Origin of the sequence: Streptomyces sp. NTH33 (genome assembly GCF_003236365.1) — a bacterium.
Classification (GTDB): domain Bacteria; phylum Actinomycetota; class Actinomycetes; order Streptomycetales; family Streptomycetaceae; genus Streptomyces.
On sequence record NZ_POTZ01000023.1, the window covers coordinates 1 to 12,776 of the forward strand.

The window sequence follows — 12,776 nt, forward strand, 5'->3', positions numbered from 1 at the left end:
CAATCGGGGCATGGCCTTCACCGCTGACCGGGACGGATGCCGTGCACGAGCGGCTGCTGGGCGATCTGCTCGCCGTCGGGGTGCCGTACGGCCTGGTGCCGGCCGGCGCCGCTACTTCCCACCGGCCCGAGCGGGCCTTGAGCTCGGTCTCGTAGGCCAGCGGTCAGCGCCCGTCCTTGCCCCGGGCTTCCACCTGCGCGTGGATGCGGACCGTGGTTCCGTCGGCGGGAACCTGCTCGGCGGCCGCGGCCTGTTCGGCGGCGAGGCCCTGCTGGACGGTGACCGTCGTGTACGGGACGGGGGAGACCGGCGGCAGGTTCACCCCGGGCGCGCCGGCCACCGTGAACGAGCCGCCGCCGGCGTCGGAGGCCACGGGGACGACGAAGTAGCGCACCGATGCGTCGGTGTACTGCGCAGCCACCGTCACCGCCCATCCGTCGGCCCCGCGCCGCGCACTGCAGTCATCGACTGAAGCCGCGATTGCGCATCGGCGGCCGGGTCGGGCAGATCGACGTCCGGCGCCATTGACGGCGCAAGCCGCGCCTGCGCACTCGTGGAGTCGTCGGCGCGTGGCTGCGCAGCCACGCGCCGACGAATAGCTGCGCATAGCCCGCCGGGCCGGCGGCGGCCGCCGTGGTGCGCACGGCCGTGGGCTTGGCCGAGGGGGTGACCGCAACCGTGGTCGGGCCGGATGTCACCGCGATCGCCGAGCTGATCGAGATGCACGAGTGCCGCACCGTCCGCCGGTCGAGCGCCCTGGTCGGGTGGGTGCTGCCGGTGTGACCGGACCGTGCACTCAGTCCGCGCGGCGTGCGGTGAACAGCAGGTACTCCCATTCCAGGGCCAGGTTTCCCACGCCCGTGCCCTGATCGTGGCGACCGGCGAGTTCGGCCAAGTCGGTGTCCAGCGAGGCGATGCGCTCGGGGTCGTCGGCGATCGACTTGTAGACGCTGATCGTCGGGCCGTAGCGCTGCTTGAAGTAGTCCTGGAACGCCTCCGGCGTCGCGAAGCGGTCGACCACGACCGTCCGGCGTTCGGCGGTCACGTCGGTGACGCGGTCCCCGAAGAGCGCCCGGACATGCTCCGGGTCCCCCCACAAAGGGGGCGGCTGTGCTCCGGGTGGGGGCGGCGGTGCGTACGGCTTCATCCCGGCCAGCATCCGGCCGATGAACCCGTCGGGCGTCCAGCTCAGCACACCGAGGGTGCCACCCGGCCGGCAGACCCTGAGGAGTTCATCGGCGGCCGTCCGGTGATGCGGGGCGAACATGACCCCGACGCAGGACAGCACGGTGTCGAAGGCGGCGTCGTCGAAGGGCAGCGCCTCGGCGTCGGCCTCCTGCCACCGCAGTCGCGCCCCCCGTTCCCCGGCCAGCCGCCGCCTGGTCTCCAGCAGCTCGGGCGCCAGATCGGTGGCCACCACGTCCGCCCCGGCCAGTGCCGCCGGGATCGCCGCGTTGCCGGTGCCCGCCGCGACGTCCAGCACCCGGTCACCAGGGCGCACCCCGCACGCCTCCACCAGGATCTTCCCCAGCCCTGGAATGAGCTCGGCGGCCACGGACGGGTAGTCGCCCTGGGCCCACATCGCCCGGTGCCTGGCCTTCAGCGCACGGTCGGCCTCCGCCGTGTCGATCGCGTTCGTCATGACTGCGCTCCTCGAGAGTTCCTCGCGCGGTTTCGTCGCCGCGTCATCGAGCCTAGGAACGCGGTGGCACCCCGCCCTAGTACAGGATCTGTACCGGCGGACGGTCGCCGCGGACCGTTGCCCCTCACCTGGGTGGTCCGGCGCGAACCCCCGGCCTAATCTGCTGCCATGGGGACCACGTACGGCCAGTTCTGTCCTGTCGCCAAGGCGATGGAGCTGCTCGACGAGCGCTGGACACTGCTCATCGTGCGGGAGATGGTCACCGGGAGCCGCCACTTCAATGAGCTGCGCCGCGGGGTACCGCGGATGTCCCCCACGCTGCTGTCCAAGCGGCTGCACCGGCTGGTACGGGCCGGCATCGCGGAGAAGTGGACCGAGGGCAAGGACGTGAGTTACGTCCTGACGCCGGCCGGTGAGGAGCTGCGGCCCGTGGTGGAGGCCCTGGGCGTCTGGGGCACCCGCTGGATCGGTGAGCTCGGGGACGAGGATCTCGACCCCAAACTGCTGCTGTGGGACATGCACCGCAGGATCGACTTCGACACGGTCCCCGAGGGCCGCACGGTGGTCCTGTTCGACTTCCCGGACATGCCCGCGCATGCGCGGAACTGGTGGCTGGTCATCACCCCCGGCGAGGCCGACGTCTGCGACATCGACCCCGGCCACGCGGTGACGGTCACGTTCACGGCGAGCCTGATCAGCCTCGTCCGGGTGTGGCGGGGCGACCTCGGCTGGTCCGACGCACTGCGCGCGGGAACGGTCAGGGTCGATGGTCCTGAGAGGCTCCGCCGGGCCGCCCCCGGCTGGTTCACCCTGTCCACGTTCGCGTCCGTGCCGCGCCCTGCTTGGTAACACCGGCGTGTGGGACACCCCCACAACTGGTCGGCAGTGGAATCCCGAGGCTCTGGCCGCGCTCCCTGGCAGGATCAGCGCATGCTCGCCGGCGCTCGAAGTGGGTTGTGATCCGACTGCGGGTGCACAGGGTGTCGATGTGGGAACATCGCGGGTCATGCGACTACCGCGCTGGCTGCGGTCCGACCGGGCACAAGGGGACGGACTGCACGATGCAGGGATGCGTCTTCGCGGGGCAGCCACGGCAGAGCGCCGCGCAGCGGTTCGTGCGACAGGTCACGCTCTCCGAGGCCCGCGAGATCGTGCAGGCTCGTGTCGAGGAGACCGCCGGCGGCCCGTACCCGATCGCGCTGCTGACCGGCCAGCCGTATCACGAGCGCCCGTGGTGCTTCGTGTTCAGCGGGGAGACCTGATTCTCCCTGCAGACCGGGCAGGAGCGCGACCGGCCCGTGGGGCCGGGCCGGTCGTGGTCAACCGTGACGGCAGCCTGCTGGACGCCTGTACGTCCTGGACATTGTCCGGCTCGGCCAGGCTGTTTCGTTTGGATCATCGAGCCCGGTTGCATCAAGATGCCACGCTGCCGGTTGAGGCGGGTTATGCACCGCTCGGCGCTGTTGCGCTGCCGGTAGGTCTCGCGGTCGGGCACGCGTGGGGCTCCCCGGTGCGGTCCGGACGGCCGGGACCGCCGGGAGGGGCGGGCGGCGACCGATGAGTTTCTTCGTGATACGCAGTCAGAGGTCATGGTTGGTGCGCTGCAGCCGCGAGTGCGTGCGGAGCGTGCACCGACTGAACCTGCTGGAACCGGACATGAGAGACCGAGGAACCTTAAGATGCGTACCCTGATCAGCACCGCCTTCATCTCGCTCGACGGCGTCGTGGAAGCCCCGGGCGGTGAGCCCGGCTACCGGAACTCGGGGTGGACGTTCAAGGACGTCGACTTCCTCCCCGAGGCGTACGGCATCAAGGGCCGGGAGCAGAAGGAAGCCACCGCGATGCTGATGGGCCGGGTCAGCTACGAGGCGTTCAGCCCGGTGTGGCCGGACATGGAGGATTTCGCCGGCTACAAGGTGATGCCGAAGTACGTCGTCTCCACCACCCTCACCGAGGACGACCTGGTGTCGAACTGGGGCAAGACCACGATCCTGCGCTCGCTCGACGAGGTCGCCGCACTGAAGGAGACCGAGGGCGGCCCGATCGTCGTCCACGGCAGCGCTGCCCTGAACCAGAGCCTTTCGGACGCCGGCCTGATCGACCGCTACCACCTGCTCGTCTTCCCGCTCCTGCTCGGCGCGGGCAAGCGTCTGTTCAGTACCACGGACAAGGACACCCAGAAGCTGAAGCTGGTCGAGCACGAGGTCTACCCCAACGGCCTGCAGAAGAACGTCTTCGACGTCGTCCGCTGACAAGGCCCCCGCACCCGCCCCGCCGTCGCCTCCCGGACGCGGCACTCGCCACAAGGGCCTTGCGCTTGCCGAATACCTCATCCGTGCTGGTCAGGCCGCATGTTGGTACGCGTGGAGGGTGCCGCCGAGCCGCGCTCGTCGTCGTATGTCCAGACGGGAGATCCGGTCCGGGTCCTCGATCGGAGCGGGCAGCAGGTGGAGGGGCAGCAGGTGGGGGGCGGGCGTTCGCAAGGCCCTGGCGCGGCCTGTGCTCGTTGTAGAACATCTCGAACTCGCGCAGTGCGTACAGGAGATGACGCTGGCCCCAGAACACCATGCGGTCCAGCAGTTCTCGCCGGCAGGTCCGCACCCACCGCTCCATGATCGAGTTCATTCTCGGCATCCGGACGCCGCTGAGCACGACCTCGATAACCTCATCCTGGAGCACCTCGTCGAACAACCTCGGGAACTTCCCGTCCCGGTCCCTGATCAGACAGCGCGCCCGGCCGCCGGTGCCCTCGAGGTCCATGAGGGGATAGGCCGGCCCGAGGACGAAGCGGTCGAAGAACGTGACGATGTCGTTCGCGAACACAGGACGTCGCTCGTTTCGTCCGGGTGCTTGTACAGGTGGATGTAGTCGTCGATGTCGCAGTAGTAGACGTCCCCGTCGTCCAGGTCCAGCCATATGCCGGAGCCGCACTCGAGGTCCTCCGGGGCGCGGTGGCGCTCGCAGCCGATGGCCAGGGGACTGCCCAGCGGGCAGTCCGGAACGGTCGCCCGGGCCGCCCACGTGGCCGGGCCCTGGATCTCGTCGAGTTGAAAGAAGCGGAAGTGGTCGGCGCCCAGCCGGGAGAAGAGGCCGAACACCTCGGTGACCCCCTGCGGCAGCTCCGGAACGGGCTCCGGGTTCCTCGCCCCCTCGATGATCACCCCGAAGCCGTGCTCGGCCTCCACCCGCCTGATCAGCTCAAGCTTGGAGCGGATCCGCTCCAGCCCTTCCCGGTGCCCCTCGTCCATCGGACATCCCCCTGTTCTCGTCATCTCGGCCTGAGGAACACGGTGGAGTGGGGAGCATGCTGAGCCGGGCAGCCGTCCTGTCCGACATCCACAGAGTGCTCCCCGCCCTGGAGGCGGTGCTCGCCGAGCCGGATGTGTGCGCCGCCGACCGTATCGTGCTCACCGGTGACAGCACGGCCGGCCCGCAGCCGGCCCAGGTCCTCGATCAGTGCTGTCACGTTGCCTGACCAGGTGGGATGATCTTCTGGTTGGTCATGCCGGAGAAGAGCCGTCCATGGACAGCGCGCCGCCGCCGCACTCAGTTCCCTTCCGGGGGCGGGGCCCGCCCGGCTCATCCGTCGTTCAGTCGCAGCAGTCGCAACAACACTTGCACGGGTTGCAGCAGCCACCGCCACCGCAGCAGCCGTCACCCGAGCCACCGCCGGAACCACCAGAGCCACCAGAGCCACCGGACCCAAGATCGCCGCCGCCCGAACCGCCGTGGGAACCGTCCGAGTTGCCGCCGCCCCCGGAACCGTCCCGGCCGGAACCGTCCTGGTTCGAGCCGCCGCTGCGGTTGCCGTCGCCGAACTGCCAGGGCTCTCCGTCATCCTCGGTGCAGATGCAGCAGTTGGAGCACACCCCGCAGCCGCCGCACAACCGGCGCCACTGGCCGCACCGCCGGCACTGCCCCTCCGGCGGCCGGCCCGACGCCATCGAGGCGCCCTCCGGGGCCGCGCCCGCAAGTCCCCCGACGCCGCAGGCCGTGTCGGTCTCCGAAGGTGTTTCCGTTGCCGTACGGCGTCCCAGCCAGGGCAGCATGCGTGGGCCCCGCGCCTGGTGGCGGTGCTGGTGGTGACGATGCCGGGGGTCGAAGACGCGGTCAACGGCACGCTCCAACTCATCGCCCAGAAGCACCCGTACCAGCTGCCCATCAACGAACTCGGCTTCGGACAGGGCGAGTCGGATCCCATGGACGGCGTCGTCACAGAGCCGGCGCACCTCGGCGCGGTCCGCGCCGGTCACGGCGATCAGGTTCCACGCACCGGACGCCTCGTCCGCGTCCAGGTCCTCCATCGCGTCCAACAGATGCGCCAGCCGACCGAACAGACGCCCGGCCTCCGCCAGCGGTTCGGCGTTGCCCGGGCGGTCGGCGAGCACCGCGGTGTGCGCGAAGGCGGCGGCGGTTGCCGTCTCCGTGGGCTCCGTGACCGTCAGCAGCGAGCCTCCGGGACCGGTCAACCGCTCAATTTCCGGTTGGCGTTCGACCGCGCCGAGCAGCACCGCGGTGTCGAAGCCGAGCCGTTCGCCGCCCGCGGCGCTCGCACGGTCCCAGCCGTGGGCGATCCGGCGTGCCGCCAGCGTTACCGGGCGATGCCCCAACAGGCCGTCGCCGTCGGCCACATGGTCACGTATCTTCGCCGCGGCCAGCACCAGCGACACCGTCGCCGCCAGCCGTGCGCCCTCGCCCTGCGCCACGTCCGCCGACCGCATCCCGCGCAGCGGGCACGGACCGGCACCTCGCCGCCAGTCGCCGGTACGCTCCGACTGCGCCTCGGTCAGCACCGAGACGATCAGGCCGTCGTAGTTGGTGGCCACCCGTGCGAACTGCCCGTACTCGCCGCGCAGCGCCAGGCACAGCCCACACAGATGCGCCATCCACTCGGTACGCATGCCCTCGCCCAGGCGATGACGGCATGGCTTGATGATTCCGAACACCGAAGTTCTCCCCCGTAGATACAGCTACCCGGACAAAGCCGGATGGACGGCTCATGGACGCACGACCGCGCGTGACGTCAACCGCATGTGACGTCTACGCGCGGCCGACATCCTAGATGCAATACCAGTGACCTTGCAGGCGCTTCGAGGCTCTGACGTGCGGAAATGTTGTCGCCCAGGGCCGTCCGCGGTCTGCGATGTATCGGGTTCGTGTCAGTGGAGTGGTGGGCAGTCGCTGTCGGCTGCTTTCCGCCGTCTTTTCGCTGGTCGCGGTGGGGGCGTGACTGTCCGCTGCTGACATGGGGGTGACACGGACACCGGGGTTCACTGTCACGACGCGGTATATCCCATGGTGGTCCACTCGACACGAGGCCGAGATATCGCACGTCCCGGTCCGACCTGGCGTGAGTTGCTCACCGCCCGGGCCGAAGGCATCATCGCGGCGGACTTCTTCCCCATGATGCCGCGCTCGGCAGGCGGCTCCATGCGCCGGCCTTCTGCGAGCACGGCACCCGGCGTCTGCACATCACCGGCGTCACCGTCCATCCGACGCGGGAGTGGACGGTGCAGCAGGCAAGGAATCTCGCCGCCGGCCTCGGGATACGCATGGAGTTCCTGCGGTTTCTGCTGCGCGATCGAGACGGCAGGTACGGCGAGGCGTTCGACGCGGTCTTCGAGGCAGAGGAACTGGACGTGATCAAGAGTGCACCGCGGGCGCCTGGGATGAACGCCCACTGCGAGCGCGTCATCGGCAGCCTCCGCCGCGAGGTACTCGACCACATCCTCGTCATGGGAGAGGCGCATGCCCGGCAGGTGCTTGCGGTCCACCAGAGGCACCACAACGGGCATCGGCCCCACCAGGCGCGCAACCAGCTACCACCCGATGCCCGCAAACAGCCCACCGCGATAGACAGCGGCGCCCACAAGCTGCTGCGCACCCGGATCCTCGGCGGCCTCATCAGCGAGTACAGATACGCCGCGTGAGCTGCGACGACGACTTTTCGAGCAGCACACGTTCCGATCGCCGCACTCGAACTGCGCCACCGCCAGCGCGCGAGGGCCAAGGACCGCATCCGAAACGCCCGCGCCATCGGCCTGCGCAACCTCCCCCTCCACGACACTGCGCAGAACCAGATCTGGCTGGAGATCGTCCAGATCGCCCTCGACCTGTTGGCATGGATGCCCATGCTCGCCCTGACCGGCGAAATCCGCAGGTGGGAGCCCCGCCGCCTCCGGCTCCGCCTCTTCTCCACCGCCGCCCAGATCGTCACCACCGCACGCAGCCGCCACCTCCGCCTCGCGGCGCACTGGCCCTGGACCGACGTGATCACCACCGCCCTGGCACGACTCCGCACTCTTCCGAACCCCGGCTGACCAGCCAGCCCCCGTCCTTACGAGCAGCACCACCTCGACCGGAGCCGTGGAACCCGGAGCCCACCCGACGCGACAGCCGGGCCATCAGCCCGCCCACCACCAGCCCGAACAACCGAAACGGCCCACCGAAGAACCGACGGGCCGTCACGAAAGTCATCCAGACCTCTGGCAACGACACCCTGGAGCCGTGAAAATCGGGGTGGGCGGCCGCCCGGCCGACGTCGTTCGATCTTGGTGCCGATTCGAGCCTGTACGAAAGTCTGGAGCTGAGGACCTGGCGCAGGCACCCCGAAGTGTTGCCACGAGCACGCAGAGCAGATTCTTCCCTCCTGCCGGATCCTCGCCGGGCGGTCGTCCGCTGCGGGTCGAGGCGGCTATCCGCAGGGCGTCGAAGACGCAGGCCAGGGTGGCCATCTGCTTGCGGTGCGGCTTCTTGCCCGGTGTGAGGCGGGTGCGTAAGGCGTTTGGCACGAGATCATCGATCACGCGCGTGGATGTGCTCGATGCGGGCGAGCTCACGTTCGTGAGCCGGCGGGCGCCTACGCGTGACACACGCCGTGGTTGATCATCTGGGTGTGGCGTGCGACCACCGGGCGCGCGCTCTTGGCCAGGGACTTCACGAGCGGGTTGGTGCCCGAGGCGATCTGCTTGTCGATGAGTGCGAGGGTCTGCACGTGGGCGGGGTACTGGGCCTTGAGCCATGCGGCATCGTACGCGGGCGTCCCGGCGAGGGACTTGAGGGCGGTGGTTTGCCGCAGCTGCGCGCCCGTCTGCCCGGACGGCAGTGCCACGCCGAGTCGTGCCGCGGTCTTGACGACACCGGCATCAAGGACGCGGTGGTCGCGGATGAAGTCGGCGCCGACCCGCTTGACGCAGGCGGTGGTCGCGGCGCTCTGAGCTTGCTGACTGGTCGTGATCTCCCACAGGTTTCCCTGGTGGGCCGCGGTCAGGAACTGCCTGTCCAGGGTGGAGACCGCCGACGGCGAGGACGACGACGAAGCGAGGGCCGGGAACGACATGGCGCCCATGACGCACAGGGTGGCGGCGCAGACGGCGGCGGAACGGGCACGGGATCGAGTCGTGTACATGAGTCCTCCACAGGTCGCACGTGCAGGCCTTGGCGAAACCCCATCCTCATTGCTCGAAGCGTGAGAAGCCGTACCTATGTCATGGTCCACCCGGTTGAGGTCCTCGGCAACCGAGGACCCGGGCGTCTCTACCAGCTTCGGTGGGTGATCGGGCGTCGATCCTCGGCGGCCGACCGTACGACCTTCGGTACACCTGCATCACCATATGGCTGAACGCAGGAATGTCCGCGCCTGAGGCGCCACGGCGAGCGACTTGATCGGTGCCTCGGAAGTACAGCCGGCGGCACTTTACCAAGACCGTGTCCTACATGGTCAGCTTGAGGAGTCGCTGGCAGCAGCAGAGTGCAGCTGCCAGCCCGAGAAAGACCAGGTAGTTGCCTGGTTCCCGTTCGCAGCAGTGGTTGAGGCGCCGGTAGCAGGTCAGCCAGGACAGGGTGCGTCCGATGCCCCGTCGCCGGCGGCCGAGTCGCTCGCTGGAGTCAACGCCCTTGCGGGCGATGCGGATGACGCCGTCGGAGTACGACGTGGCGACCGAGCATCGTGGAGCCGAGACGGCCCGTGAATTCAACAAGTTCATGCCCCAAGAGCTGGCGCGAGAGCGGGCTCATCAGGGCACAGCTCAGTTCCTCCTGGACGGGCTCGACACGGCTGGTCATCATCTTCGAGCAGGGAACCCCCATCGAGAGTGCCCCCGCGCCGTGCGATCGCACGCACCAGATGCCGCGGGGCCTGTCCTTCGTGCGGACGGGAATACGACGACACGGCCTACGGGTTACGGCCTCAGCACAGCCCGGTGGGACTGGACGCCCGGCAGGAGTTGCGGGCGAAGGTGTTGCCGCTCTTGGTGCTCTCCTGGTTGACCAGGTCGGCGGGGGAGTTGTCCTGCAGCGAGTTGTCCCTGACCCGGTTGTTGTCGCTGGTTGCTCCGACGAAGCTCTTGAAGAGCATGATGCCGCCCGACAGCGGGGACGTGCCGGAGTTCCCGGTCACCTCGTTGCCGGTGACGTCGGTCTTCTCGACGCCGGTCAGGATGATGCCCGAGCCCTGCAGGAAGGGCAGCCGTTCGGTCTTGGCGCAGTACTTGTTGTTCTTCACGACTTGGTTGCCGCGCACGGTCAGCGCGCCGGTCTTCGGCTTGTTCTCGTCGCCGACGACGAAGACGCCCGCGCAGTTGCCGGTGACGTTGTTGCTGGTGACGGTCAGGTTGCGCAGCCGGCGGACGGTGACGCCGATCCGGTTGCTCTCCAGGCGGTTGCCGGTGATCAGCGTGCCCTTGGCGTCGGCGGCACCCTGTTCGGCTGTGATGGTGTTGGCCAGGAAGATGCCCGCGTCCCCGTTGTTCCGGGCGGCGTTCGCCCGGTACGTGCTGTGCTCGGAGCGCTCTTCGGCGAGGCCCCACACGGCGTTCTTCTCGGCGGTCACGCCCTGCACGGTCAGGTCGTCGGTGGCTACGGAGATCACCCCGGTGTGGGAGAAGCCGGTCACCTTCAGGTCGGAGATGGTGACACCCTTGAGCCGCTTGGTCTTGGTGCCAGACACGCAGATGCCGTTGCCGCGCTTGCCGCAGTCGTCCGCGGCCTTCGCCGCCGGCTTGATGACGGTGGCGGTGCCCTTGCCACGCAGGGTCAGGCCGGGCGTCGTCACCTTGACGCTCTCGTGGTAGGTGCCGGGCAGCACCTGCACGGTGTCACCTGCCTTGGCAGAGTCCACCGCCTTCTGGATTGATTCCCCCGGGTGCACGAGGTGCGTCCGCTGTGCCGAGTCTGGTGATGCGGCAGCGGCGCAGGAGGCGACGAGCCCTGCCGTGCTCAGGAGAAAAGAGATGTGGCGTTTCTTCACATTCCATACGTTATGACCAGGCGATCTTCCGGCTGCCGGATGGGCCGTCCGAGGGCATGTCACGGGCGCGTGCGGGCGTTGACCGCGGCTATGACCACGACAAGTACCGCCGACTGGTCCGGGACCTCGGCGTGAAGCCACTGAGTGCCTGCCGCGGCACCGGGCACGGCTTCGGCCTGGGCACCCAACGCTGGTTCGTGGAGCGGGCGTTCACCCATCTGTACTGGTTCCGTCGGCTGCGGATCCGTTGGGAGGTCCGCGACGACATCCACGAAGCCTTCCCTGTCCTGGCCTGCGCGCTCACCAGCCGGAGCTGAGCTAAGCGGATGGCCTGAAGTTCTGCGCGGAACCCGGGGCGGCGTCGGCTGGGCGCGACGGCCCCGATGGCGCGAAAACCTCGCCGGGTGTTGCATCGACGTTGACCAAAACGTGGCAAACCCGGCGAGGTCAAGGTCAGTATGCGTCCGGCATCCGTGTTCGCCAACTCTTCCGGTCCGGCGTACCAGCACCTGTACCACCTGCTGCATCACCGCTGGCGGGAGGCCGCCCGTACGGTGATGGTGCTGCTGTCCGCGGCCGGGCTGACCGCGGGCGAGATCGGTGAGCTGCTCGGCTGCCATCCGGCCACGGTGCGCCGCTGGATCCACCGCTACCACGCCGACGGCCCGGCAGCCCTGGCCGACCGCCTCCGCTCGGGGCGGCCCCGCGCCGGCGGGCCGCACCTGGGCGAGCGCATCCGCCGCCTGCTGACCCGCCCCGGGCCGTGGACCGTCCGCCGGATCCGGCGCCGCCTGGGCCAACCGAAGATCAGTCCGCGCACCGTCTACCGGCGCACGCGTGAGCAGGCGGCCTGGCGGCGGCCCCGTCTGACGGCCAGGGGCGACCCGAACCGGCGGCGTACCCTGGCCGCCCTGCACCGGCAACTGCGGGCCCTGCCCGGCGGGTCGGTGGTCCTGGCCGAGGACGAGACCCACCTGCATCTGCTGTCGCACATCCGGGCGAGCTGGATCCCGCGCGGGACGCGGCAGCAGGTGGCCACCCCGGGCAAGAACCGGCAGGCGACCCTGTTCGGTGCCCTGGAGATGACCACCGGAACGTGGCATTACACCCTGCGCCGCCGCACCGCCGCCGCGTTCACCGCCTTCCTCCAGACGCTACTCGCCGCCCACCCCACCGCCCCGGCCGTCGCGGTGCTCTGCGACGACGACAGCATCCACCACGCGAAGGCGGTGACCGCCTACCTGGCCGACCACCCCCGCATACGCCTGTTGTTCGGCGCCCGCTACAGCCCGCACGACAACCCGGTCGAGCGCATCTGGGCCGCCCTGAAGGCCCACCTCGCCAACACCGCCGTCACCTGGCCGGGCCGCCGGCGCCAGGCCCACGCCTTCTTCCGACAACGCTCACCCACCCAGATGCTCACCACCGCCGCACCCTGGGCCTCACCCTGGTTGCCGAGGAATTACGCACAGAACTTCAGGACATCCGCTTAGTCGCGGTTCAGCGACGCCACTCGTAGGCGTCCGGTGACGTTTGGAGGACTTCGCTCGGCCACTCCCGCCGCACCAGCTGGAGCAGCTTCCGTTGGCCGTCGATCCATCCATCCTCAAGGCGCAGAGGAAGGAACACAGAGATGCTGGAGCGAGCCACGTCCTCAACGTGCACGGCGGGCGTCTCGTGTTCTTCGTTGAGTGCTTGGCCCCGGATCTCAGGGCTGTGGTCGTCGTCCATCCAGCAGACATCGCGTCCGGTGGCAAGCACATCCAGGGCGTGTGACCAGCCATCCAGGTCGCCGGGGAACAGGGACAGGTCCAGTCGTCCGCTCACCTCATATTCCCAACCCATCAACGGTCACGGCCCATCGTGTCGGTCGAGCTCTTCCACCAC

Annotated in this window: 13 protein-coding genes and 6 pseudogenes; 9 read left to right on the top strand and 10 right to left on the bottom strand. The window is 69.2% G+C overall.

Going from position 1 to position 12,776, the window contains the following annotated elements:
* Positions 1 to 163: 163 nt before the first annotated feature.
* Entirely contained in the window at positions 164 to 427 is a 264-nt protein-coding gene (locus C1I97_RS42410; protein WP_309147772.1) for a hypothetical protein, read from the bottom strand.
* A 221-nt stretch (positions 428 to 648) separates the two neighbouring features.
* Between C1I97_RS42410 and C1I97_RS42415 the strand changes: the two genes are divergently transcribed.
* The gene (locus C1I97_RS42415; RefSeq protein ID WP_309147773.1) at positions 649 to 783 is read left to right on the top strand and encodes a hypothetical protein; all 135 of its coding nucleotides are present in this window, start codon (positions 649 to 651) and stop codon (positions 781 to 783) included.
* 13 nt (positions 784 to 796) lie between these two features.
* On the opposite strand, the gene C1I97_RS04115 is transcribed toward C1I97_RS42415, so the two are convergent.
* On the bottom strand, positions 797 to 1,642 hold the full coding sequence (locus C1I97_RS04115) for a class I SAM-dependent methyltransferase (RefSeq protein ID WP_111001857.1): 846 nt from the start codon (positions 1,640 to 1,642) through the stop codon (positions 797 to 799).
* A gap of 168 nt (positions 1,643 to 1,810) precedes the next feature.
* On the opposite strand from C1I97_RS04115, the gene C1I97_RS04120 reads away from it, so the two are divergent.
* From C1I97_RS04120 to C1I97_RS04130, 3 genes are all read left to right on the top strand, one after another.
* Positions 1,811 to 2,491, top strand: a complete 681-nt coding sequence (locus tag C1I97_RS04120) for a winged helix-turn-helix transcriptional regulator (RefSeq protein ID WP_111001858.1) — start codon at positions 1,811 to 1,813, stop codon at positions 2,489 to 2,491.
* 212 nt (positions 2,492 to 2,703) lie between these two features.
* Positions 2,704 to 2,904 (top strand): hypothetical protein, encoded by a 201-nt coding sequence (locus C1I97_RS04125; RefSeq protein WP_111001859.1) that lies wholly within the window; start codon positions 2,704 to 2,706, stop codon positions 2,902 to 2,904.
* A 417-nt stretch (positions 2,905 to 3,321) separates the two neighbouring features.
* Positions 3,322 to 3,894: a dihydrofolate reductase family protein gene (locus tag C1I97_RS04130; RefSeq protein WP_111001860.1), complete on the top strand. Its 573-nt coding sequence runs from the start codon at positions 3,322 to 3,324 to the stop codon at positions 3,892 to 3,894.
* Between the two features lie 90 nt (positions 3,895 to 3,984).
* On the opposite strand, the gene C1I97_RS42420 is transcribed toward C1I97_RS04130, so the two are convergent.
* The 3 genes and pseudogenes from C1I97_RS42420 to C1I97_RS04140 all read right to left on the bottom strand — a co-directional run bounded on the left by C1I97_RS42420 (position 3,985) and on the right by C1I97_RS04140 (position 4,890).
* Positions 3,985 to 4,125, bottom strand: coding sequence for a hypothetical protein (locus C1I97_RS42420; RefSeq protein ID WP_309147774.1), 141 nt, complete (start codon positions 4,123 to 4,125; stop codon positions 3,985 to 3,987).
* Between the two features lie 43 nt (positions 4,126 to 4,168).
* Positions 4,169 to 4,402 (bottom strand): annotated as a pseudogene (locus C1I97_RS42425) (integrase core domain-containing protein); the annotation flags it as partial.
* Entirely contained in the window at positions 4,363 to 4,890 is a 528-nt protein-coding gene (locus C1I97_RS04140) for a hypothetical protein (RefSeq protein WP_111001861.1), read from the bottom strand. The gene C1I97_RS04140 and the pseudogene C1I97_RS42425, both read right to left, overlap by 40 nt.
* A gap of 56 nt (positions 4,891 to 4,946) precedes the next feature.
* On the opposite strand from C1I97_RS04140, the pseudogene C1I97_RS04145 reads away from it, so the two are divergent.
* Positions 4,947 to 5,096: pseudogene (locus C1I97_RS04145) on the top strand (metallophosphoesterase family protein); the annotation flags it as partial.
* A gap of 136 nt (positions 5,097 to 5,232) precedes the next feature.
* Here C1I97_RS04145 and C1I97_RS04150 read toward each other — a convergent pair.
* Positions 5,233 to 6,588 (bottom strand): DUF5685 family protein, encoded by a 1,356-nt coding sequence (locus C1I97_RS04150; protein WP_111001862.1) that lies wholly within the window; start codon positions 6,586 to 6,588, stop codon positions 5,233 to 5,235.
* A gap of 385 nt (positions 6,589 to 6,973) precedes the next feature.
* Here C1I97_RS04150 and C1I97_RS04155 point away from each other — a divergent pair.
* Both C1I97_RS04155 and C1I97_RS04160 read left to right on the top strand, forming a co-directional pair.
* Positions 6,974 to 7,572: pseudogene (locus C1I97_RS04155) on the top strand (integrase core domain-containing protein); the annotation flags it as partial.
* Positions 7,573 to 7,962: pseudogene (locus tag C1I97_RS04160) on the top strand (transposase); the annotation flags it as partial.
* A 539-nt stretch (positions 7,963 to 8,501) separates the two neighbouring features.
* Here the strand turns inward: C1I97_RS04160 and C1I97_RS04165 are convergent.
* The 3 genes and pseudogenes from C1I97_RS04165 to C1I97_RS04175 all read right to left on the bottom strand — a co-directional run bounded on the left by C1I97_RS04165 (position 8,502) and on the right by C1I97_RS04175 (position 10,889).
* On the bottom strand, positions 8,502 to 9,050 hold the full coding sequence (locus tag C1I97_RS04165; RefSeq protein WP_111001863.1) for a DUF4142 domain-containing protein: 549 nt from the start codon (positions 9,048 to 9,050) through the stop codon (positions 8,502 to 8,504).
* Positions 9,051 to 9,354: 304 nt separating this feature from the next.
* Positions 9,355 to 9,555: pseudogene (locus C1I97_RS39635) on the bottom strand (IS5/IS1182 family transposase); the annotation flags it as partial.
* A gap of 275 nt (positions 9,556 to 9,830) precedes the next feature.
* The gene (locus C1I97_RS04175) at positions 9,831 to 10,889 is read right to left on the bottom strand and encodes a right-handed parallel beta-helix repeat-containing protein (protein ID WP_111001864.1); all 1,059 of its coding nucleotides are present in this window, start codon (positions 10,887 to 10,889) and stop codon (positions 9,831 to 9,833) included.
* Between the two features lie 80 nt (positions 10,890 to 10,969).
* Between C1I97_RS04175 and C1I97_RS42905 the strand changes: the two are divergent.
* Both C1I97_RS42905 and C1I97_RS04185 read left to right on the top strand, forming a co-directional pair.
* A pseudogene (locus C1I97_RS42905) lies at positions 10,970 to 11,206 on the top strand (IS5/IS1182 family transposase); the annotation flags it as partial.
* A 141-nt stretch (positions 11,207 to 11,347) separates the two neighbouring features.
* Positions 11,348 to 12,382 (top strand): IS630 family transposase, encoded by a 1,035-nt coding sequence (locus C1I97_RS04185; RefSeq protein ID WP_111001865.1) that lies wholly within the window; start codon positions 11,348 to 11,350, stop codon positions 12,380 to 12,382.
* A 7-nt stretch (positions 12,383 to 12,389) separates the two neighbouring features.
* Here the strand turns inward: C1I97_RS04185 and C1I97_RS04190 are convergent, their stop codons facing one another.
* Positions 12,390 to 12,716, bottom strand: a complete 327-nt coding sequence (locus tag C1I97_RS04190) for a DUF5959 family protein (protein WP_146608154.1) — start codon at positions 12,714 to 12,716, stop codon at positions 12,390 to 12,392.
* Positions 12,717 to 12,776 lie beyond the last annotated feature (60 nt).